The sequence below is a fragment of the Nocardia rosealba genome (assembly GCF_020216065.1).
Lineage (GTDB): Bacteria > Actinomycetota > Actinomycetes > Mycobacteriales > Mycobacteriaceae > Nocardia > Nocardia rosealba.
Genome location: NZ_JAIWNA010000005.1, coordinates 28,936 through 49,189 on the forward strand (window position 1 = coordinate 28,936; position 20,254 = coordinate 49,189).

General features: G+C 68.5%; 16 protein-coding genes, 1 tRNA gene and 1 other RNA gene. 6 read left to right on the forward strand and 12 right to left on the reverse strand.

The window, feature by feature from the left end; genetic code table 11:
* Positions 1-60: 60 nt before the first annotated feature.
* The 3 genes from LDL21_RS19205 to LDL21_RS19215 form a co-directional block, all read right to left on the reverse strand.
* Entirely contained in the window at positions 61-2,211 is a 2,151-nt protein-coding gene (locus tag LDL21_RS19205) for a 3-hydroxyacyl-CoA dehydrogenase NAD-binding domain-containing protein (RefSeq protein ID WP_067494616.1), read from the reverse strand.
* Positions 2,212-2,251: 40 nt separating this feature from the next.
* The gene (locus LDL21_RS19210; protein ID WP_067494619.1) at positions 2,252-3,466 is read right to left on the reverse strand and encodes an acetyl-CoA C-acetyltransferase; all 1,215 of its coding nucleotides are present in this window, start codon (positions 3,464-3,466) and stop codon (positions 2,252-2,254) included.
* A 189-nt stretch (positions 3,467-3,655) separates the two neighbouring features.
* Complete coding sequence (locus tag LDL21_RS19215; RefSeq protein WP_225281220.1) at positions 3,656-6,475, reverse strand: DNA polymerase III subunit gamma and tau; 2,820 nt, start codon at positions 6,473-6,475, stop codon at positions 3,656-3,658.
* Positions 6,476-6,921: 446 nt separating this feature from the next.
* Here LDL21_RS19215 and LDL21_RS19220 point away from each other — a divergent pair, with 446 nt between their 5' ends.
* Positions 6,922-7,749 carry a hypothetical protein gene (locus LDL21_RS19220; protein WP_225281221.1) on the forward strand — a complete coding sequence of 276 codons (828 nt, stop codon included), beginning with the start codon at positions 6,922-6,924 and terminating at the stop codon, positions 7,747-7,749.
* Position 7,750: 1 nt separating this feature from the next.
* On the opposite strand, the gene LDL21_RS19225 is transcribed toward LDL21_RS19220, so the two are convergent.
* Positions 7,751-8,659 (reverse strand): neutral zinc metallopeptidase, encoded by a 909-nt coding sequence (locus LDL21_RS19225; protein ID WP_225281222.1) that lies wholly within the window; start codon positions 8,657-8,659, stop codon positions 7,751-7,753.
* 269 nt (positions 8,660-8,928) lie between these two features.
* On the opposite strand from LDL21_RS19225, the gene LDL21_RS19230 reads away from it, so the two are divergent.
* The gene (locus LDL21_RS19230; protein ID WP_225281223.1) at positions 8,929-10,542 is read left to right on the forward strand and encodes a DUF2207 family protein; all 1,614 of its coding nucleotides are present in this window, start codon (positions 8,929-8,931) and stop codon (positions 10,540-10,542) included.
* Here LDL21_RS19230 and LDL21_RS19235 read toward each other — a convergent pair whose 3' ends face one another.
* The 3 genes from LDL21_RS19235 to LDL21_RS19245 form a co-directional block, all read right to left on the reverse strand.
* A complete protein-coding gene (locus LDL21_RS19235) occupies positions 10,543-11,811 on the reverse strand; it encodes an ROK family transcriptional regulator (protein ID WP_225281224.1) in 1,269 nt (422 codons plus the stop codon).
* A 358-nt stretch (positions 11,812-12,169) separates the two neighbouring features.
* Positions 12,170-12,865 carry a DUF8020 domain-containing protein gene (locus LDL21_RS19240; protein ID WP_181700428.1) on the reverse strand — a complete coding sequence of 232 codons (696 nt, stop codon included), beginning with the start codon at positions 12,863-12,865 and terminating at the stop codon, positions 12,170-12,172.
* A gap of 69 nt (positions 12,866-12,934) precedes the next feature.
* Positions 12,935-13,513 (reverse strand): HhH-GPD-type base excision DNA repair protein, encoded by a 579-nt coding sequence (locus tag LDL21_RS19245; RefSeq protein ID WP_067640350.1) that lies wholly within the window; start codon positions 13,511-13,513, stop codon positions 12,935-12,937.
* A gap of 45 nt (positions 13,514-13,558) precedes the next feature.
* On the opposite strand from LDL21_RS19245, the gene LDL21_RS19250 reads away from it, so the two are divergent.
* Positions 13,559-14,362, forward strand: a complete 804-nt coding sequence (locus LDL21_RS19250; protein ID WP_225281225.1) for a methyltransferase domain-containing protein — start codon at positions 13,559-13,561, stop codon at positions 14,360-14,362.
* Between the two features lie 51 nt (positions 14,363-14,413).
* On the opposite strand, the gene LDL21_RS19255 is transcribed toward LDL21_RS19250, so the two are convergent.
* From LDL21_RS19255 to LDL21_RS19265, 3 genes are all read right to left on the reverse strand, one after another.
* Complete coding sequence (locus LDL21_RS19255) at positions 14,414-15,703, reverse strand: aspartate aminotransferase type Ic (protein ID WP_225281226.1); 1,290 nt, start codon at positions 15,701-15,703, stop codon at positions 14,414-14,416.
* A 129-nt stretch (positions 15,704-15,832) separates the two neighbouring features.
* Positions 15,833-15,927, reverse strand: an RNA gene (ffs, locus tag LDL21_RS19260) — signal recognition particle sRNA small type.
* Between the two features lie 26 nt (positions 15,928-15,953).
* Entirely contained in the window at positions 15,954-16,514 is a 561-nt protein-coding gene (locus LDL21_RS19265; protein WP_225281227.1) for a TetR/AcrR family transcriptional regulator, read from the reverse strand.
* A 147-nt stretch (positions 16,515-16,661) separates the two neighbouring features.
* On the opposite strand from LDL21_RS19265, the gene LDL21_RS19270 reads away from it, so the two are divergent.
* From LDL21_RS19270 to LDL21_RS19280, 3 genes are all read left to right on the forward strand, one after another.
* A complete protein-coding gene (locus LDL21_RS19270) occupies positions 16,662-17,663 on the forward strand; it encodes a hypothetical protein (RefSeq protein WP_181700436.1) in 1,002 nt (333 codons plus the stop codon).
* 67 nt (positions 17,664-17,730) lie between these two features.
* Positions 17,731-17,818: transfer RNA gene (locus LDL21_RS19275), tRNA-Ser, on the forward strand.
* Between the two features lie 254 nt (positions 17,819-18,072).
* A complete protein-coding gene (locus LDL21_RS19280; RefSeq protein WP_181700438.1) occupies positions 18,073-18,486 on the forward strand; it encodes a DUF5994 family protein in 414 nt (137 codons plus the stop codon).
* A 1-nt stretch (position 18,487) separates the two neighbouring features.
* On the opposite strand, the gene LDL21_RS19285 is transcribed toward LDL21_RS19280, so the two are convergent.
* Entirely contained in the window at positions 18,488-19,933 is a 1,446-nt protein-coding gene (locus tag LDL21_RS19285; RefSeq protein WP_225281228.1) for a threonine/serine exporter family protein, read from the reverse strand.
* Positions 19,934-20,018: 85 nt separating this feature from the next.
* Positions 20,019-20,150: a hypothetical protein gene (locus LDL21_RS29840; RefSeq protein WP_255284036.1), complete on the reverse strand. Its 132-nt coding sequence runs from the start codon at positions 20,148-20,150 to the stop codon at positions 20,019-20,021.
* Positions 20,151-20,254: the final 104 nt, after the last annotated feature.

Sequence of the window (20,254 nt, forward strand, 5' to 3'; positions counted from 1 at the left end):
CTCGCGGTGGCGAGGCGGGGCTGTCGGGTCAGCAGCGCCGGGGTGGGGCGCTGGTGGGTACTACTTGCGCAGGGAGGCCGGGACCTCGAAGCGGGGGCCGAACTTCTTGGCCAGTTCGTCGGCGCGGGCCACGAAGGCCTCCTGGCCACCGGGGTAGCCGACGATGAACTGGTGCGAGCCACCCGACCAGGCCGGGAAGCCGATGCCGAAGATCGAGCCGATGTTCGCGTCGGCGGTGCTGGTGAGCACGCCTTCGTCGAAGCACTTCTGGGTCTCGATGGCCTCGGCGAACATCATCCGGTCCTTGAGGTCCTGGAAGGTGACACCCTCCGGGAGCTCACGCTGGGAGTTGTACAGCGAACGCAGCTCGCTCCACAGGCCGACAGCCTTGCCGTCGACGTAGTCGTAGAAGCCGGCGCCGCCCGCCTTGCCCTTGCGGTCGAACTCGCCGACCAGCTTGTCGAGCACCGCGGCGGTGGTCTCCGCGGCAGCGTTCAGCTCGCCACCGGCGGCCTTGATGGCGTCGGCGGTCTCCTTGTAGATCTTCTGCATGGTGGTGAAGTTCAGCTCGTCGCTGAGCTTCAGCGGCGCGGCCGGGTAGCCCGCCTGCAGACCGGCCTGCTCGACCGTCGAGGGGTCGACGCCCTCGGCGACCATGGAGATGGCCTCGTTGATGAAGGTGCCGATCACGCGCGAAGTGAAGAAGCCACGGCTGTCGTTGACGACGATCGGGGTCTTCTTGATGGCGAGGGTGTAGTCGTACACCCGGGCCAGCGCCTCGTCGGAGGTGTTCTCACCCTTGATGATCTCCACCAGCGGCATCTTGTCCACGGGGGAGAAGAAGTGGATACCGATGAAGTCCTCGGACCGCTTCACGCCCTCCGAGAGCAGGGTGATCGGCAGGGTGGAGGTGTTGGAGCCGAGCAGCGCGTCGGGATCGACGATGTCCTCGATCTCCTGGAACACCTTGTTCTTGAGATCGGGGTTCTCGAACACGGCCTCGATCACGAAGTCGACGCCCTTGAAGTCGGCGGCGTCCGCGGTCGGGGTGATGCGGGCCAGCAGCGCGTCGGACTTCTCCTGGGTGGTCTTGCCACGGGAGAGGGCCTTCTTCTCGATGGCCTCCGAGTACGCCTTGCCCTTCTCGGCGTTGGCGAGCTCGACGTCCTTGAGGACGACCTCGTAGCCGGCCTTGGCCGAGACGTAGGCGATGCCCGCGCCCATCATGCCCGCGCCGATGACGCCGATCTTCTTGATCTCGCGCTTGGGCACATCCTTGGGACGCGAACCGCCACCGTTGATGTGGTTCAGGTCGAAGAAGAACGCCTGGATCATGTTCTTCGCGACCGGGCCGGTCAGCAGGCTGATGAAGTAACGGCCCTCGATGGCGAGCGCGTTGTCGATGTCGACCTGCGCACCCTCGACCGCCGCGGCCATGATGGCGCGCGGGGCGGGCATGTTGGTGCCCTTGATCTGCTTGCGCAGGTTGGCCGGGAACGCGGGCAGGTTCGCCGCGAGCGCCGGGGTCGACGGGGTGCCGCCGGGGATCTTGTAGCCCTTCTTGTCCCACGGCTGGGCAGCCTCGGGGTTGGCCGCGATCCACGCCTTGGCGGCGGGCAGCAGCTCCTCGACGGAGGAGACGACCTCGTCGATCAGGCCGATTTCCTTGGCCTTGGTGACGCGGTGACGCTGACCCTGCAGCAGCACCTGCATCAGCGCGTTCTGCAGACCGAGCATGCGCACGGTGCGAGTCACACCGCCGCCGCCGGGCAGCAGGCCGAGGGAGACCTCGGGCAGGCCGATGGCCGAACCCTTGACGTCGGCCGCGATGCGGTGGTGGGTGGCCAGCGCGATCTCGAGGCCACCACCGAGGGCGGCACCGTTGATGGCGGCGACGACCGGCTTGCCGAGCTGCTCGAGGCGACGCAGCGGGGCCTTGACACCGTCGAGCATCTTCGCGACGTCGGCGGCGTTGTCCGGGCCGACCTGCATCATGTTCTTCAGGTCGCCACCGGCGAAGAAGGTCTTCTTGCCGGAGGTGATGACGACACCGGTGATGTCGTCCTTCTCGGCCTCGAGGCGGTCAACGGTCGCGGCCATCGAGGTGATGTACGCGTCGTTCATGGTGTTGGCGCCCTGGCTCGGGTCGTCGATGGTCAGGACGACCACGCCGTCGGCGTCCTTCTCCCAACCGATGATGTTGTCAGTCATAGTTTTTCGTTCTCTCCTATGAGAAGTTCCGGTTGGAAGGTCAGACCCGCTCGATGATGGTGGCAACGCCCATGCCGCCACCGATGCACAGCGTGATCAGGCCGTAGCGAGCGTTGCGGCGCTCCAGCTCGTCGAGCACGGTGCCGGTGATCATCGCGCCGGTGGCACCCAGCGGGTGACCCATCGCGATCGCGCCACCGTTGACGTTCAGCTTCTCGTCCGGGACGTTCAGGTCCTTCTGGAACTTCAGCACCACGGAGGCGAAGGCCTCGTTGATCTCGACGAGGTCCATGTCCTCGATCGTCAGACCGGCCAGGGCCAGCGCCTTCTTGGCGGCCGGGGTGGGGCCGGTGAGCATGATGGTGGAGTCGGCACCGGAGGTGGCGGTGGCCACGACGCGGGCGCGCGGGGTCATACCCGAGTTCTTGCCCGCATCCTCGGAACCGATCAGCAGCAGGGCGGCGCCGTCGACGATGCCCGAGCTGTTGCCGCCGTGGTGGACGTGGTTGATCTTCTCCACGTAGGTGAACTTCTGCAGCGCGACCGCGTCGAAGCCACCCATCTCGCCGATGCCGGCGAAGGCCGGGTTCAGCTTGGCCAGGTCCTCGGCGGTGGTGCCGGGGCGCATGTGCTCGTCGTTGTCGAGCACGACCAGGCCGTTGATGTCCTTGACCGGGACGATCGACTTGGCGAAGTAGCCGCCGGTGGTGGCCTTGGCCGCCAGGTCCTGCGAGCGCACGGCGTAGGCGTCGACGTCATCGCGGGTGAAGCCCTCGATGGTGGCGATCAGGTCGGCCGAGATGCCCTGGGGCACGAAGTAGCCGTCGTAGTTGGTGGCCGGGTCCAGGGCCCAGGCGCCGCCGTCGGAGCCCATCGGCACGCGCGACATCGACTCGACGCCACCGGCGATCACGAGCTCGTCGAAGCCCGAGCGCACCTTCTGCGCGGCCAGGTTCACGGCCTCGAGGCCGGAGGCACAGAAACGGTTCAGCTGGAAGCCACCGACGGTGTCGGGCAGGCCGGCGATGGTGACCGCGGTGCGGGCGATGTCCATGCCCTGGTCACCGACGGGGGTGACCACGCCGAGGATGATGTCGGAGATCCGATCCTCGTCGAGGTTCGGGAAGCGGCCACGCAGCTCCTGGATCAGACCAACAGTCAGATCGATCGGCTTGACCGAGTGCAGCGAGCCGTTCTTCTTGCCGCGGCCGCGCGGAGTGCGGATGGCCTCGTAGATGTAGGCCTCTGTGGTCATATCGGAGTGTTTCCTTCCTTGGGGTGCGGTGGCCGCACGAACGCCACGACCAATCGTCTTCGACGCCGTACAAATCCGGCAAGCACCAGCGGAGCATAGGACCATGCCCATCCGGAGTTCCCGGCCACCCGTTCATACTACCGTGGTGTGCGAACTCCGGTTAACTTAACGCGGTATGGACGGTGGCTGTCAACCGTCCAGAGACTTTGCGCCGAGCTCGCTGCGCAGCAACGCCAGGGCGACCTCGTCCGGGTCCTGCCGGTCGCCCGGAGCCACCGGAACCGCGGCGGCGGCCAGCATCTCCTGCTCCTCCTCCGGGGTCGGCGGCGCGGGAATGCCGGGCGCGGGACGCGGGGCGCCTGCCGACTCGCCGCCGGAACGCGCCGGATCGGCGGCATAACTGTCCTGCGGACCCGGGTCGTCGGGTAAGTCGGGGAAGTCGGGCGGCGGAATGTCGTCGTCGGGCTTGCTGGTGCGCGCCCGCCCACCCTTGGCCTGGCTCGGCCGCGAGAACTGCGGCCGCGCGGCGGGCTTGCTCTCCGCCGGACCCGCCGTGTTCTTGGCCTGCGGCGCCGGGCGTGCCGCGGGCGCACCGGTCTCCCAGCGCACATCCAGTTCCCGCCCGAGTACCGCCCGCACGGCCGCCCGCACCGACTCGATATTGCGCGGATCGGACAACCGCTGTGCCAACGGAGCACTCTGATGCGCGAAAACGATCGTCTGCCCCTCCACCCGCGACACCGCGGCCCCCGACATCAACGCATGCAACGTGAGCCCGAACTCGCGCACCTTCGTCTTGATGTCGGCCCACGCCGCATCGACGAGGGCGAGCAGATCCTCCGCGGGTGCCTGCCCCTGCGGCACCTCGGGGTTACCGGTCGCAGCCGAGGACGCGCCGGCCTGCGCGGGCGTCGAGGTCGCGTCGTCTCGCCGAGACCCCGCCACAGGCTCCTCTGCCGTACCAGCGCGCGAATCACGCTGCGGCGAGGAAACTTCCGGACCCTCACTGCGGGCGTCCGACACGGCCGGTGCCGATACGGAGGCGGCGGAAGCCGAGTCGACCGAGGACGGCGGAGCCGGATCGACGCCCTGCGTGTCGACGACCGGTTGGGAGGCACCGGACGACCGAGCAGCACGATCTTGTTCGTCGTGCGCCGACGATGCGGCCGTTTCGGTGGCACTCGGCGGCGGCACGGCGGGCGTCTGGTGCGCGACGGACGGACGCTGCGGCGCAGGCGAGGCCTGCTCAGCACCCCGATCAGCGCCGGCAGGCTCTTGCGCCGCCGACGCCTGCGGTCGTGAAACCGCATCGCGCTCGGTACCTCGCATACCGGTGGCGCTCGCACTCGCTCGCTGCGGACCTTGCGAAGTCGGATCCTGTCCCGCGAGCGCGTTCGGCGCCGTCGCGGCGGCCGGTGGCGATGCAGCCGAGTCGGCGGCCGGTGCAGCCGATGCCGATGCAGCCGAGTCGGCGGCCGGTGGCAATGCGGCCGACCCCGCAGCCGGTGCCGATGCAGCCGAGCCCGCAGCCGGTGCCGATGCAGCCGAACGGTCGACCGGCGATTGCGTGGTGGCCGAGTTGTCGGTCGTGGCCTCGTGAGCGGCGGGGACGTGCGGCTGTGGTGCGCGATCATCGGCGGCGGAAGCATCGGACTGGCGCGCACCGGCTTCCTCAGCGCCGGAAGCTCCCGACTTGCGCGCGGCGGCTTCCTTTTCCGCCAGGGCGGCGGCGAGGATTTCCGCGCCTCGGCGGCGGCCCTCGGCGCTCGAACCTTGCGCACTCGACGAGGCGGGTGCTTCGGCGGCGGGGCGGGCGGGAGTTTCGCCGGTCGGGCGAGCGGAAGGGATTGCCCCACCGGCGAATCCGCGTTCCAGGCGTTCGAGGCGTTGGAGGGTGGCGGATTCGGTGTCGGAGACCGACGGGAGGAGCATGCGGGCGCAGATGACCTCGAGCAGGAGGCGAGGGGCGGTGGCGCCGCGCATCTCGCCGAGGCCCTCGTGGAGGAGTTCGGCGTAGCGGGTGAGGGTGGCGGGGCCGATGCGGGTGGCCTGGTCGCGCATGCGCTCGAGCACGTCGCCGGGGCCCGCGACGAGGCCTCGCTCGGCGGCATCGGGGACCGCGCGCAGCAGGATCAGGTCGCGCAGACGCTCGAGCAGGTCGACGGCGAAGCGGCGCGGGTCGTGCCCGGCCTCCATCACCTGGTCGATCGTGCCGAACAGGGCGGCGCCGTCGTCGGTGGCGAGCGCGTCGACAGCGTGGTCGATCAACGCCACATCGGTGACGCCGAGCAGCGAAACCGCCCGCGGGTAGGTGACACCCTCCGGCCCGGCACCGGCGAGCAGCTGGTCGAGCACGCTCAGGCTGTCGCGCGGGGAACCCCCGCCGGCCCGGATGACCAGCGGATACACCGCCTCCTCCACCGGCACGTGCTCCTGCTCGCAGATCTTGCCGAGCAGTCCGCGCATGGTCGCGGGCGGCAGCAACCGGAACGGGTAGTGGTGGGTGCGCGACCGGATGGTCGGCAGCACCTTGTCGGGTTCGGTGGTGGCGAAGATGAAGATCAGATGGGCGGGCGGTTCCTCGACGATCTTGAGCAGCGCGTTGAAACCGGCCGTGGTGACCATGTGCGCCTCGTCGACGATGAACACGCGATAGCGCGACTCGGCGGGCGCGTAGAAGGCACGATCGCGCAGCTCACGGGTGTCGTCGACACCACCGTGACTTGCCGCGTCGAGCTCGATGACGTCGAGGTTCCCCGATCCACCCGGCCCGAGCGCCACACACGACCCACAGGTGCCACACGGCCGCGAGGTCGGTCCTTCCACGCAGTTGAGCGAGCGGGCGAGGATGCGCGCCGAGGACGTCTTGCCGCAGCCACGCGGCCCGGAGAACAGGTACGCATGGCTGATGCGGCCGGTGTCCAGCGCTGTACTCAGCGGGTCGGTGACGTGCTCCTGACCCACTACCTCAGCGAATGTCGCCGGTCGATATTTCCGGTACAGAGCCACGGCCCAAAGGCTACCGGTGTGGTGTGACATCCCGACTGGCGCCGCAGAGGTGGAGCCGAAAGGCATAGCGGTACAGCGGGTTACATGTGTTGTAGATCACATGGTGGTTAAAGGTTCAACTCATGGCCGCATAGCGGGCACGGTGGGTGCAACTGACCGGTTATCGAGGGTTATCGATTCGGCGAATCGAGACAGGACGAGTTCGTCGATCCTGGTTGTCGCGTAATTCCGTACCAGGTCCCCGAATATCGACCCGTTTCCAGATGTAACGAAACCGTGAACCGTCGTGACAGCGGCGCAAGCGGCTGGCTACCGTGGTTATCGGCAACTTCGGTGGCCAAACCTTCATCAGGTTGGTGACCCCGGCCGGTCCCTCATCCCGACCGGGGCACAACCTTCGCGCACCGATCGCTCCCCCACCGCATCGACCGGAGGAACGTTTCATCGTGCTGTCGTGTGATGACATCGCAGCCGCCTGGCTGGCCCACACCGAGTTCGCGGGCGACCACGCCGCGGTCGGACTGCTGAGCCGGGCGATCAGCCCGCAGGACTTCGACATCAAGCGCGACTCCTTACCCGTCGCGGCGGCCGCCGACCCGGCCACCGCCGCCGCCATCCTGCAGCTGCTCGAGCGCGGGCAGGTGCCGACGATGGCCGCGATCCGCACCCTCACCGCGCAGAACGAGATGCGCCGCGAGGCCGAACGGATCGAACGGCTCGGCAGGCGGGCACAACGCAGCATCGACGAGTTCGGCCGGATTCTGGCCAAGCTCGCGGCCGCGCACTGGACCGAGCACGGCATCGGCCCCACCCGCCGCGACATCCTCGCCGACCCCCAGATCACCGAACTCATCGCCGATCGGGTCGGTGAGATCGCGCCGACCGCAGTGAAACACCTGTGGCTCATCGAACGCGCTCAGCGCGCCGGCTGGATCGCCTCCAACGCGAACCCGGGTTCGCTGTGCCCCGCCCGCCGTTGGCACACAACGAAATACGGCAACCGGGTGTCGCAGAAACCGGTGAACATGATCGGGAAGATGGTCGCGGGTTTCGTCGCCGAGCACACCGTGGACAAGGGCCGGGCCCCGAGCTGGGCGGCACTGTCGCGCGATCTGCGTGACGACCGCGGCCGCCGCGTGTTCTTCGATGTGGCCGACGCGCACGCCCAGCGCCGCTGGCTGGTCACCGCCGAATGGCTCGCCGACACCGGCGACGACCTGCCAGCCCCGGGCAAACGCGGCCTGCGCGCGCTGGCCAAGGACGCTCGCGGCTGACTCAGCTCACGTCGCCGGCCGCCGCGATGAAGGTATTGCATTGGGGCGTCAGGTTTTCCAGACCGGCTTCGAACCACTTGCCGCCGTTGTCGGCGGTGCCGTGGTCGCGCATGTCGCCCGGCTGGTCGCCGCGCCCGTAGGAATCGCGGGTGGCGAGGGTGACCTGGTCCGACGACAGCGAACCGCCGCCCTTGGACGCGGCGATGAACATGGCGTCGAAACAGTTGGCCTGCAACTCGACTCGGCGTGACAGCTCGAGTCCCTTGGTCGAGCGCGCTCCCGCGTCGACCCGTTCGCTGTTGGCCTTGCGCAGAATTCCGGACTGCGCCTGGATGTGGTGCCCGTATTCGTGCGCGAACACCGACAGGTACACCACCCAGTTGTCGCGGAACTGATCGGTCTGCAACTGGCTGATCGGCATGTAGATGGTCTTGTTCGCCGCGCAGTAGAAGGCGGCGAAGTTGCTGGTGGAGCCGGTGCACGGGGTGGTGATGCCGTCGGTGGTCGCGCTGATGCTCAGCGTCGGCGACTCGAAGGGCAGCCCGTTGGCGGCCATCAGCGGCTTCCACGCCGCTTCCAGGCAGCCCGCGGCGGACTCGAAGAACTTGCGCGCCTTGTCCACCTGGGTGCCCCACGGCGCGTAGTCGCAGGAGGCGGGCACCAGCGAGCCGTCCGCATCGGTGACCAGCGGGTTGTCACCGGTCTTGGCGGGCGCGCTCCCGGGTTGCGGCGTGTAGGTGGTGGTCGGCCTCGGGCCGAACGCGTCGATGCCGAGATCGACGCCTTTGTTCACGGCGAACTTCACCAGACCACCGACGACGAGGAAAATCACCACCAACATCAGCGAGGTGAAACCGCCGCGTCGCTTGCGGGGCGGCGGAGTCGGCCTGCCCGGCGGACCGTAGGGCATCGGCGGCGGACGGTAGCCCGGCGGCGGTCCGTAGGCCGGACGCTGCTGTGGATATCCTTGCGGCGGTGGGTATCCGGGCGGACCGTAGCCCTGCTGCGGGCGATAACCCGGGGCACGACCATAGCCGGGGGGTGGCGGAACCGGTCGTCCACCAGGCCCGTATGGGCCGTAGCCGTACGGTGGTTGGTTCACGTCCCCCGTACCCCCTCGTCTAGTTCGTCGCCGACAGCCGCTGACGCAGGATAGCAAGCTGTCTAGAGTAGGCAGCCATGCTGACTTTTCGGGGGGGCGCCGCGGGCGCGCTGCTGCTCGCTTCGGCGGGCCTGCTCGCGGCCGCTCCGGTAGCCCACACGCAGCCCGCGGGGGTGTCGATCACCGCCGATCTCACCTTGACCGAGACAGGCGTGCTGCGGGTCGTCGAAACCGTCGCGGTGCCCGCCGACGGGAACTTCACGATGTCGCTGCCGTTGCGCCTGGGCCTGGGCGACGGTGTGGAGCGGGTGTTCAAGGTCACCGATGTGTCCGCGACCGGGGCGGGCACCGCGACCACCGTCGACGACCAGTTCGTCGTCGAGGCCAAGCCCGGTGAATCCAAGTTCACGTATACGGTGCACAACACCGTCGCCGACGCGCCGGGCACGCAGATGTTCCACTGGCTCGGCGTGCTCAACGCCGACATCGCCTCCCTCGATGTGTCGGTGATCAGCCCGAGCTTCCAAATGGGCATCGTCGACTGCAAATTGGGCCCCGCGGGCAGTGCGCGCCCATGCGCCGAGGTGCACGTCGAACCCGACGGTGTGCTGTATCTGAGCCAGACCGACCTGCGCAAGGGCGACGCGATCGACCTCACCCTGCAGATGCCGCCCGGCACGGTGCCCGCCAATGCCGATGTGCGCGACGGCGATTCGAACAACTTTTTCGCCTTCACCACCCCGGTCCTCGCCGCCTTCGGCGCCCTGCTGCTGGCCCTGGCCGGGATGATCGCCTACGTGCTCACCGCCCGCAAGCGCGGTGCGACGGCCCGCGCCACCAGCGACACGTTCGACCCGCTCGTCACCACCGGTGACCGGATGGAATTCACCTCCCCCGACGGTGTCCTGCCCGGCGAGGCCGGTCTGCTGCTCGACGAGCACGTCGACCCGGTCGACATCGCCGCCACCGTCGTCGACCTGGCGGTGCGCCGTTACCTGTGGATCGCCCCGGTGAACGCGCGCGGCGAGGACGACTGGCGGATCAGCCGCGTGAACGCGCCCGACGACCAGCTGCGCGAGTACGAGAGAGTCGTCTACGACATGTTGCTGCCCGAGGGCACCGACACCGTCGCCGTGCGCGAGCTGCGCGCACCCGGGCGCCTGCAACTGGACCCGATCCGCGAGGCCATGCGCCGCGACGCGGTGTCGACCGGCGCGCTGGCCGATCCGAAGCAGCGGATGCTGCCCCGCTGGATCGGCGCCGCGCTGATCGCCGTCGGCGCCGCGACCACCGTCGCCCTGGCGTTGACCGCCGGGCACGCCTTGGTCGGCGTGGCGATCCTGCTGGCCGGGGTGGCCGCGGTCGTGCTGCCGAACTACCTGCCGACCCGAACCACGCTGGGTGACACCGTGGTCGGCCGGATCAAGGCGATGGGTCGCGGACTCGACTCGGTGTCACGCGACCGCATCCCACCGATCGATCAGGAGACGATCTTCTCCCGCGCCCTGCCCTACACGGTGATCAGCGGTCGCGCCGACAACTGGATCCGCACCTTCCGCGATATGGATCCGTCCGCCGATTCCCAGCCCGGCCTGTACTGGTTCGCCGGCTACGACCGCGACCGCAACCTGCACCGCTTCGCCTCCCAGTTCCCGTTCTTCATCACCGCTTTGGAAGGCGCGTGCAAGTAGCTACACCCGGCGCAGGGCGGCCAGCGGGTCGGCGTACAACGCACTGAGCGAGGTGACGACGGCGGCGAATTCCTGGACCTTGCCGCCGAATCCGCTGACCCGGATGTCGGTCGGGGGCAGCTGGGTGCTCTGGGTGAACGCGCGGGCCACGTGTCCGAGGGCCGGGCGGTAGCCGGTGAAGGCCTGCCCGCCGAGGACCACCCGGTCCGGGTTGAGCATGTCGCGGACCAGGGCGACGGTCTGGCCGAGCATGGTCGCGCGTTCGGCGAGCAGCTCGCGGGCACCCTCGGAACCGGACTCGGCGGCCCGGTACAGGTCGGCGATGGTGGTGCCCGCGGTTCCGTTGTGCGCCGGGATGATTCCGCGCCCGACCGCACGCGCTTGCAGCGCCCGATCGCCGACGGTCACTTCCAAGCAGCCACGCCTGCCGCAGGTGCACTGCACGTCCGAACCGGTGGGCAGGTGCGCGATGGAACCCGGGCCGTTGCTCGGGGTGTGCACCCGCCCGTCGAGGGTGACGGCGATGCCCGCCGTCTCGCGGACGTAGAAGTACAGGCTGCTGCCGGGCTGGTCGGCGGGCTGTTCCGGGCCGCGCGCGTCGAAGGTCGGCAGCAGCAGTTCCGAGGCGGCCATCGCTTCCACGTGGGGTGCGACGGAAACCGGGAGCTCGAGCACATCGCCGAGGACCTGGCCGAGCGGTGCGCCCTGCCACGCCAGTTTCGGATGGTCGACCACACCGGTGTGCGTGTCGACCCGTCCGCCGATGGCGACGCCTGCCCACAGCGGGGTGCGCCGGTGCCAGCGCTGCAGGAACGCCTTGGCGCTGCGGGCGACCGTGGTGACGGCGAAGTCCTGCCCGGTCTGCGGTGTCGCGATGGCCAACCCACCGAGGATGCGGCCGCGCAGGTCGGCGGCCACGATCTTCGTCGCCGCGGCGCCGATGTGGATGCCGATGGTGAGGTAGGCGTCGTGGTCGATCTCGAAGGGCACCCGTGGCCGTCCGACCGCACCGGCGGCGGTGAGATCTGCGCGCTCACGCAGCAGACCGGCCGAAAGCAGCGCGGCCACTTGGCGGTTCACCGTCGCGATGCTCAAACCCGTTGCGCGGGCGGCATTGTCGCGGGAGATGGGGCCGCCGACTGCGGTACGCAGCACGGCGGCGGCGGGGTTGTCGCTGCGCCGCAGCTCGGGGGCGACGACGGGACGCGAAACTCGGGGACGACCGGTGACCACCCGCGAAATGGGGCGGTCGAGAATGGGGGCAGACATATGCAGTTCCTTGCCGAAAATCCCGTTTCAACAACGGGTTTGCCTACACGAGGGGTGTGGCAGCTCGCGAACCCGAGGGGCTCAGCTGCAGCGGCAGGAACGACACAGTTCGCGCGTCAACGGCAACCGCAGACCCAGCGCGGCGGTCACGTAGGTGACCCGCGGGGCGGAGTGATGGTTGCCGGACATAACAATCAAATTAACACCGAATCGGCGCCCATCCAAGACCGACCGGCGAATTGTGTGGTGACACACAGCAAATCACCAGGTCAGCGCGGTGCAGTGCAAGGCGTAATGATGCTGTGACACAGCACGAACCCCTCCCGAGGACGCCGGGAGGGGTTCGCGCGCGGACGGCCTACTTGGCCGGTGGCGTGAAGGGCTGGTTGATGGTGGTGAAGTACTGGATCGCGGCGGCGACGGCTACCGGTCCGGTGACGAACAGCTGCCCGGCGACCACGCCGAGGAAGCCGACGGCGGCCGCACCCGCGACGCACCCGCCCAGCGGACCGAGGCCGAACAGGGTGAGCAGCGCACCGGTGGCGACGAGGCCGAGTGCCGCGCCCGCGATGCAACCGGCGGCGGCCCCGCCGAGCCCGCCGACCAGGGTGCCGATGGTCGCACCCATCGAGATCGTCGAGGTCAGGCGCTGCCAGGCGGCCTGCTCACGCTCGTACTCCGTCTTCCAGGGCGCCTTGTCCTCGTACGGCAGGGCGACCGGCTTGTACACGGCCTTGGCCGGGTCGAGCTGCGGGGTGAGGGTGGCGGTGTTACCCGAGATCTCGGCGGCGATCGGCAACTCGAACTCGTCGAGCCGGAACGTCAACGGGGTGGCCGCGACGGTGGTTCCATCGGCCGCTTTGATCTTGAACGCGCCGTCCTCGGTGACCAGCGATCCGGCATCGGTGGTGACGACGGCCCTCGACTCGTCGACGACCTCGGCGGTGTAGTTGATCGGTGCTGCTTGCTCGGGCGCCGCGTTGACGGTGCCCGCGGTGACCCCGGTCGCCACGGTCAACAGTGCCGCAACCACGGCGAACTTCCTCATCTTCATGCCGGAAAGCTTCCGGTAAACGCGTTTGCCTGACGAGGAATAAACGCACCAAGATCGCAATCGCCGAATTCACTCGGCCGCTTTGGCCGCGGCTTTCGCTTGTTTCTTGAATTCCCTTACTTCGGCGAGGGTTTCGGCATCCACGACGTCGGCGACCGAACGGCGCGAACCCTCGTCGCCGTAGGCACCCGCCGCTTTTCGCCAGCCCGCCGGTTGCACACCGCGTTGTTTGCCGAGCAGGGCGAGGAAGATCTTCGCCTTCTGCGCGCCGAAACCCGGCAGGTCCTGCAACCGGCGCAGCACTTCCTTGCCGTCGGGGTCGCCCTCGGTCCAGATCTTCGCTGGTACGCCGTCGTAGTGCTCGATGATGTAGTTGGCGAGCGCCTGCGCGCGCCGGGCCATCGAGCGGCCGTACCGGTGGATGGCGGGTGGGGTGGCGGCGAGTTCCTCGAATTCGGCCGGGTCGGCCTCGGCGATACGGCGCAGATCGAATCCGCCCATTCGCCCGGCCAGTTTCTGCGGCCCCCGAAAGGCGTGTTCCATCGGGTACTGCTGATCCAGGAGCATGCCGAGCAGCAAGGCGAAATCGTCGGTGCTGAGTAGTTGATCGGCCTCGGCGTCCTGGGCAAGGCACAGCGTTCGGGTCATATATTCATCGTGACACATTTCACTGCACCCACATCGGCGGTACGAATGACGGATTACACCCCACGCCCGGACCGTTTCGATCAGGCGGGACAACCCCAGCTGATCGATGCCCATGACCTGGAGGTGACTCAGCCCGGCGTGCGCGCCCTCGGCGCCTGGACCCATGAACGACTCTCTTTGCAGCCCGGCGACAGCGCGCTCGACATCGGTTCGGGCACCGGCTCGGAAGTGTTCACCTTCGCCGACGCGGTCGGTCCCCGTGGCACCGCCGTCGGCGTGGAACCCGACCCGGATCTACTCGCCGCCGCCACCCGGCGCGCGACCGAACGCGGCTCCACCGCCACCTTCGTCTCCGGCGACGCCTACGGATTGCCTTTCGGCGACAACACTTTCGACGCCGTTCTGTGCGAACGCGTTTTCCAGCACCTGACCGCCCCCGCCCGCGCCGCGACCGAAATCGCGCGCGTCCTTCGCCCCGGCGGCCGCGCGGTAGTCGTCGACGCCGACTGGGCGACCGCCATCATCCATCCCGGCGTCCCCGAGGTGGCACGCGCGGTGATCGACACCCTGATCTCCTCCACCACCAACCCCCTCTCCGGCCGCAGACTGGCCGGCCTCCTCACCGACGCAGGCCTGACCGTCGACGAGATCGGCTCCCACGCGCTGGTCCAGGACCGAACCATCGGCGCGGGCGCCCTGGTCAACCGCATAGCCGACCTCGCGGTGCTGCGGGGAACCGTCACCCCCGAGGCCCGGGACCAACTCCTCACCGACCTCAAAGAGGCCGCACCCAAGGGCCACACCCACATCTCGGTGACCGTCTTCGCCACCCTGGCCCACAAGAAATAAGCGAAACCCCGCGTATCCCGGCAGGCGGGGTACGCGGGGCCTCGTTCGTGATCAGGCTTCGAGCAGCTTCTCCGTCGCGGCGAGCAACACACACGTCGCCAGCCCGTCCATCGCCTTCTCCAGCTCCGGCAGCTGCGGGAAACTCGGCGCGATCCGGATGTTCTTGTCCTCGGGATCGTTGCGGTACGGGAACGCCGACCCGGCGGCCGTCAGCGCGATCCCCGCGTCCTTGGCCAACGCGATCACCCGTGCCGCAGTCCCCTCGAGCACATCGAGACTGATGAAATACCCACCCTTGGGCTCGGTCCACGAAGCGACCTTCGACGCCCCGAGCCGATCCTCGAGGATCCGGCGCACCAGCGCGAACTTCGGCTCGAGCAACCGCCGATGCTTCTGCATGTGCTCACGCACGCCTTCGGCGTCGGTGAAGAACCGCAGGTGGCGCAGCTGGTTGAGCTTGTCGGGGCCGATGCTCTTCTTGCCCGCGTGGTCGAGGTACCAGTCGATATTGGCCTTGGACGCACCGAAGAAGCTCACGCCAGCACCGGCGAAGGTGATCTTGGAGGTCGAGGCGAAGACCAGCGGCCGGTTCGGGTGACCGGCGGCCGCCGCCATGCCGAGCACATCGAGCACCGGTGCGGCGGTGTCGGTGAGGGGGTGTACGGCGTAGGCGTTGTCCCAGAAAAGGCGGAAGTCCGGTGCGGCGGCCGGCATCGAAACCAGCTCGCGCACAACCTCTTCGGAGAAGACCACACCGGTGGGGTTGGAGTAGTTCGGCACCGCCCACAGACCCTTGATCTGCGGGTCGTTTGCCAGCAACCGTGCGATGGCATGGGTGTCGGGGCCGTCGTGACGCATCGGGATGGTGATCATCTCGATGCCGAGCGCCTCGGTGATGGCGAAGTGCCGGTCGTAGCCGGGGGCGGGACACAGCCACTTGATCGGCTCGTCGGAGGCCCAGCGGCGCGGGGAGTCGGGGGTGCCGTAGAGCATCGAGAAGACGATGATGTCGTGCATCATCTCGAGGCTGGCGTTGTTGCCCGCCACCAATTGGTCGACGGGGATGCCGAGCAGTTCGCCGAAGACGGCGCGCAGTTCGGGCAGGCCGGTGAGGCCACCGTAGTTGCGGCAGTCGGTGCCGGTGCCGTCGCGGAAGTCGCCGTCGCCGGGTAGGGCCAGCAGGGGCGAGGAGAGGTCTAGTTGTTCCGGTGACGGCTTACCTCGGGTGAGATCCAGCGTGAGCTTCTCGGTCTTGAGCGTCGCGTAGTTCGCGGTCTGGGACTCGTGCTCGGACACGAGTTCCGCGTGGCTCATCAAACCGATCTGCGTTTGCCGGGGCATCCTGGGCAGCCTTTCGAAGCAGCAAGGTGGGTGTACCCGCAACGTTACCCGGCGGTTGCCGGGAATCGGCAGGGTATCCAGGGAGGATGGGCTCGCACGCTGCGAAGGTGTGCAGCGGAGTCCGGAAATTTAAGGGGACCCCGCGCACCCGGCAGAGCCCGTTGACCCTTGCTGCCTTCCGGCCCTGGGGGAGTTCACAGGATGCGCGCCGCGCGGGATCCGTCGGCCAGTGTAGCCGCAATCGCGCGTACTAGCGATTTCGGGGTTCGAACAGCAGGTCGGCGGCCCGGATGAGCACCTCGACGCGGGTGCGGCCCTCGTGATCGGCGGCGAGGAAGTGCCCGCCGATCACGGCGCAGAAGGCGAGCAGGGCGCGGGCTTCCACTTCGTCGGGATCATCGCAGAATTCGCCGATCGTCTCGCGCAGCAACGCCATTCGCGCGTTGTCGACGCGACGCAGGCGAGCGGCGACGTCGTCGTCGCGGCGGGCCCAGTCGCGGACGGCAAGATCGATCGGCAGCAGCCGGTGATCGGAGAGGGTGAGGACACCGGCCATGCGCGCCCGGTTCTTGGGGTCGAGGCCCGCGTGGTCGACCTTGGCGAGCACCTCGTCGACCGCCTCGCGCTCCCACGCTTCCAGCATCGCGGTCAGCAGGGCCTCGCGGTCGGCGAAGTAACCGTAGAAACCGCCCTTGGTGACGCCGATGCGTTTGGCGAGCGCTTCCACCCGCACCGCGTCGACACCCGAGCCGGCGAGCACGTGCAGCCCCTCTTCGATCCACCGTTCGCGTGGTGTTCGCGCGACGCCCACGTGTGCTCCGTTTCTGCTCGCCCGACGACGGAACAACCAGTGTACGTAGGCGTATAGATACGTCATCCCCTGCCGAAGCTGGCTACGATCAGTGCGACATCGGCAAGGGGGGTCCCGGTTCCCCATGACTACGAGGGGGTTCCGCGCGTGACCGGCCCGAACCAGCAACCGCCCGGCGGCGACGTACCGCCGTCCGACCCGACTGTGCAGTGGTGGGAACGCCCAGGCCCCGAGTCGGGTCAGCCACCACAGCAGGCCGATCCGACCATCCTGCGCGGCGACATCGGCACGCCCGGCCCCTACACCGCGCCGCCCGCACCGCAGCACAGCGGCGCCAACCCCTACACCGCTCCCCCGGCGGCGACGCCGTATCAGAGCGGTGCCAACCCGCAGCCCTACACCGGCATGCCGTACCAGGCAGGCGCCACCGCACAGCCGTTCGCGGCGCCGCCGCAGTACCCGGCCCAGCAGTGGGGGACGCCGCCGCGCCCGCCGTCGTCGGGCAACAAGGCCGTGTGGTGGATCGTCGGCGGCGCGGTGCTGCTGGTCGGCGTGCTCGTGATCGGCCTCATCGCCTTCGCCGCGAACAAGGCCGACGAGACCAACCCGTTCGGTCCCAACCCGTCCGAATGGGAAGGCGACTACGCCTTCCAGAAGGGCAAGAACGCCTGCGACCTGATCGACCTCACGGTGCTCAACCAGTGGTCCTCGACCAGGGAGACGACCACGCACACCGAGCGTGAGCCCTCGGAGTACGGCGGTGGTGGCTCCTACAACTGCGATGCCAAGAACCAGGACTCCGGCCGCAGCGGTACCGGCGCGAAGATCTCGCTCGAAGTGGCGTTCAAGTCCAGCTACGAGACCGAATCGGACTACTCGCGCTGGAAGGGCTACGACACCAAGACCACCGGCAAGGACTACGACCACGGCCCGCTCAGCGGCCTGGGCACGGAGGCGTACTACGCCTACGAGCAGCGCATCTACGGTTCCATCCCGAACGACTACATCTACGTGGTCGCCGCGCACGACAGCAATATCTCGGTGAAGGTGGAGATCGAGGTGGACAAGATGGGCAGTGTCGACAAGTCGACCCTGCGCTCGGCCGCCGAAACCCAGGTCCGCAAGGTCCTGACCGCATTGAAGAAATAGCAGGTCAACGGGGTGAGATGGGGGCCGGTTTGGCATCGGCCCCCGTCGACCCGCTATGCTGCTCCACGGAGGATTCGCCTAGTGGCCTATGGCGCTCGCCTGGAACGCGGGTTGGGTTAACGCCCTCAGGGGTTCAAATCCCCTATCCTCCGCCACAGCAGGGCCCTGATCGGTTCGCCGGTCAGGGCCCTGTTCTTTTTAATCCGGTGGATCTGTCGGTGGGTATCCGTAGAGTGACCCCCGATGGTGCGGGAGACCCCCACCGCACCCGACCGCCGTCGTCGCCGCGATAAATCGCGCGTGCAGACACAGCGGAACTGGGTATTAAAGGCTTCGTGCCCGTCGAAACCGACGGCGCACACCGGCCGGCGCCGAGAGCGCCGACCGAACACACCAAGAGGAAACTTTCGTGAGTACACCTGACACGACTATCGGTCGCGACACGGCGGGCCCGATCCGGCTGATGCTGCGCGACCGCAAGACGGCACCCGGCCCGATCGACGGCGCCTGGTGGCCGCGTACCGACACGCCGATGACCGAGATGCACCAGCTGGTCACCGCGGTCGGACCGCAGATCGGCAAGCTGGCCCAGCTCGGATTCGACTGGACCGCCGACGAACCCGGCGCCGATGAGGCCGCGCGCATCATGCACCTGGTCGGCAGCAACGGCGCGAGCCTCGCGCTGCTCGTCATCCCCGCCTCCACCGAGGCGGCCGCCGCGCGCAGCCAGATGCGCTGGGCCGCGGGCAAGCCACGGATCCAGGACCCGGCCCCGGCCGACACCGCCGCCGACGGACCGCGCACGCTGATGGGCGCGATCTGAGTCAGCGGTCGCTGGTGTAGGTCGGGTCGAAGTCGCGCGGTGTGCCGCGGCGGCTGAGCAACCGGTCGAACCATTCACCGAGAATGACGCCCGCCGCGAGCGCGCAACCGACACCGAAGGCACCGAGGATCTGCCCGAATCCGAGCAGCGTTTCGTCCTCGAGCAGGGCGTACAGCCCTCGGTACACCTTCAGACCCGGCAGCAGCGGCGTGATGCCCGCGGCCGCGACGACCAGCGGCGGAGTGAGCGCGCGCCGCGCCATCAGACCACCGGCCATGCCGATCAGCGTGGCCGCGGCACCCGAGGCGACGACCGGCCCGAACCCGATGTCCTGGACCACGAGGAAGGCCACGGTGCCGCCCGCGCCGCTGAGAGCTGCCGCGAACAAGGCCCGGCGCTCGGCATAACAGGCCATCGCGAACGCGACAGCCGCCACCGCACCGGCGCTGAGTTTGAGCGCGAGGAACTCGGTATCGCGACCGGCGTTCGCCGCGATCTCAGGCACCTCGATCCCGAGGATCGTCGAAATCCGCAGTGCGAGACCGATGCCCGCGACGATACCGCCGGTCATCATCACCACTTCGAGCATGCGGGCCGCGGCGGTGACCGGCGCACCGGTGATGGCGTCCTGCACCGAACCGACCAGTTGCAATCCGGACAGCAGCACGGTGATACCCGCCGCGACGATGAGCGCCGCATCGGCTCGCCATTGGTCACTGAACGCGGCAAGCGCTATCGCCGGGGTCGAGGCGATGACGCCACCGATCATGTTCTGGAAGAACAACGGCAGACCGAGCTGATGCAGCGCCCGGTTCACCAGGTCGATGACGGCGGTCGTCGCGAAACTGATCACCGCGAGTATCACGCCACCGCCGAGCAGCACCGCGATGGCCGCGGCGAGCAGCGACCAGCCCGCCGTCGACACCCAGCGCGGATACGGGTGCCGAGCGGAGACGATCTCGTCGAGCGCGGCGTGCGCGTTCTCCACCGGAACCACCTGGGTGCGGATGCGCCGGGTCAACCGGTCGACGGCGGCGAGGCGGGTGAAGTCGAGCGAGCGGTACTTCACCACCCGCATATCGCTGGCCGGCGGCAGGTACGGGCCGCGGTCGGCCCAGATGCGGATCGCGTCGAAGGTGACGTCGATATCGCATTTGTCCAGACCGTAGGTGGAGGCGATGAAGCGCACCTGCGCGGAGGTGTCGCCGACACCGGTACCGGCGGCGAGCACCACCTCACCCACCCGTACCGCCAGATCGAGTACCTGCGACACCTCGGCGTCGTCGGTGAGGTCGATCGGCCGCAGCGGGGTGGGCGCGGCGACGATGTTGTCGGCGGTCGCGCGTTCGAGTGGACGCCAGAACGGGCGGCGCAGGCGCAGACGCGGGCGCGAACCGAGGCGTCCGAGGGACGAATCGTCGCCGTCCGCCGTGTGCTCCGCTGTCATACTTCGACCGTAACGGCGTTTCGTGCCGGTTCGCCGCCTCGTCACGAGTTCGTCAACGTGTCGTTCGTAACTCCCCGCGACCTGCTCAGATGTCGTCGATCAGACCCGTGCTGTACGCGGTGGCCGCGAGGTGCTGCAGGCAGCGTGGTCCGCACCCGTCGTGCTCGGTCAGCACGAAACGGGCCTGCTGGAGCGAAGAGATGGGAGAATCGGCCACGCAGTCGGCATGTGCGGTGCGCCAGTGATGTTCGATATCGCCGGTGACGACCCGTGGCGGCGGGTCCGGCGCGGATGTGTCGGGCAGGGTGTGACGGTAGGGGC

What these genes read in the sequence shown, in the direction of transcription:
- LDL21_RS19205 (WP_067494616.1), bottom strand. Translation starts at nt 2,211, where the DNA reads ATGACTGACAACATCATCGGTTGGGAGAAGGACGCCGACGGCGTGGTC.
- LDL21_RS19240 (WP_181700428.1), bottom strand. Translation starts at nt 12,865, where the DNA reads ATGAAGATGAGGAAGTTCGCCGTGGTTGCGGCACTGTTGACCGTGGCG.
- LDL21_RS19225 (WP_225281222.1), bottom strand. Translation starts at nt 8,659, where the DNA reads ATGCCCTACGGTCCGCCGGGCAGGCCGACTCCGCCGCCCCGCAAGCGA.
- LDL21_RS19235 (WP_225281224.1), bottom strand. Translation starts at nt 11,811, where the DNA reads ATGTCTGCCCCCATTCTCGACCGCCCCATTTCGCGGGTGGTCACCGGT.
- LDL21_RS19210 (WP_067494619.1), bottom strand. Translation starts at nt 3,466, where the DNA reads ATGACCACAGAGGCCTACATCTACGAGGCCATCCGCACTCCGCGCGGC.
- LDL21_RS19285 (WP_225281228.1), bottom strand. Translation starts at nt 19,933, where the DNA reads ATGACAGCGGAGCACACGGCGGACGGCGACGATTCGTCCCTCGGACGC.
- LDL21_RS19230 (WP_225281223.1), top strand. Translation starts at nt 8,929, where the DNA reads ATGCTGACTTTTCGGGGGGGCGCCGCGGGCGCGCTGCTGCTCGCTTCG.
- LDL21_RS19255 (WP_225281226.1), bottom strand. Translation starts at nt 15,703, where the DNA reads ATGCCCCGGCAAACGCAGATCGGTTTGATGAGCCACGCGGAACTCGTG.
- LDL21_RS19245 (WP_067640350.1), bottom strand. Translation starts at nt 13,513, where the DNA reads ATGACCCGAACGCTGTGCCTTGCCCAGGACGCCGAGGCCGATCAACTA.
- LDL21_RS19250 (WP_225281225.1), top strand. Translation starts at nt 13,559, where the DNA reads ATGACGGATTACACCCCACGCCCGGACCGTTTCGATCAGGCGGGACAA.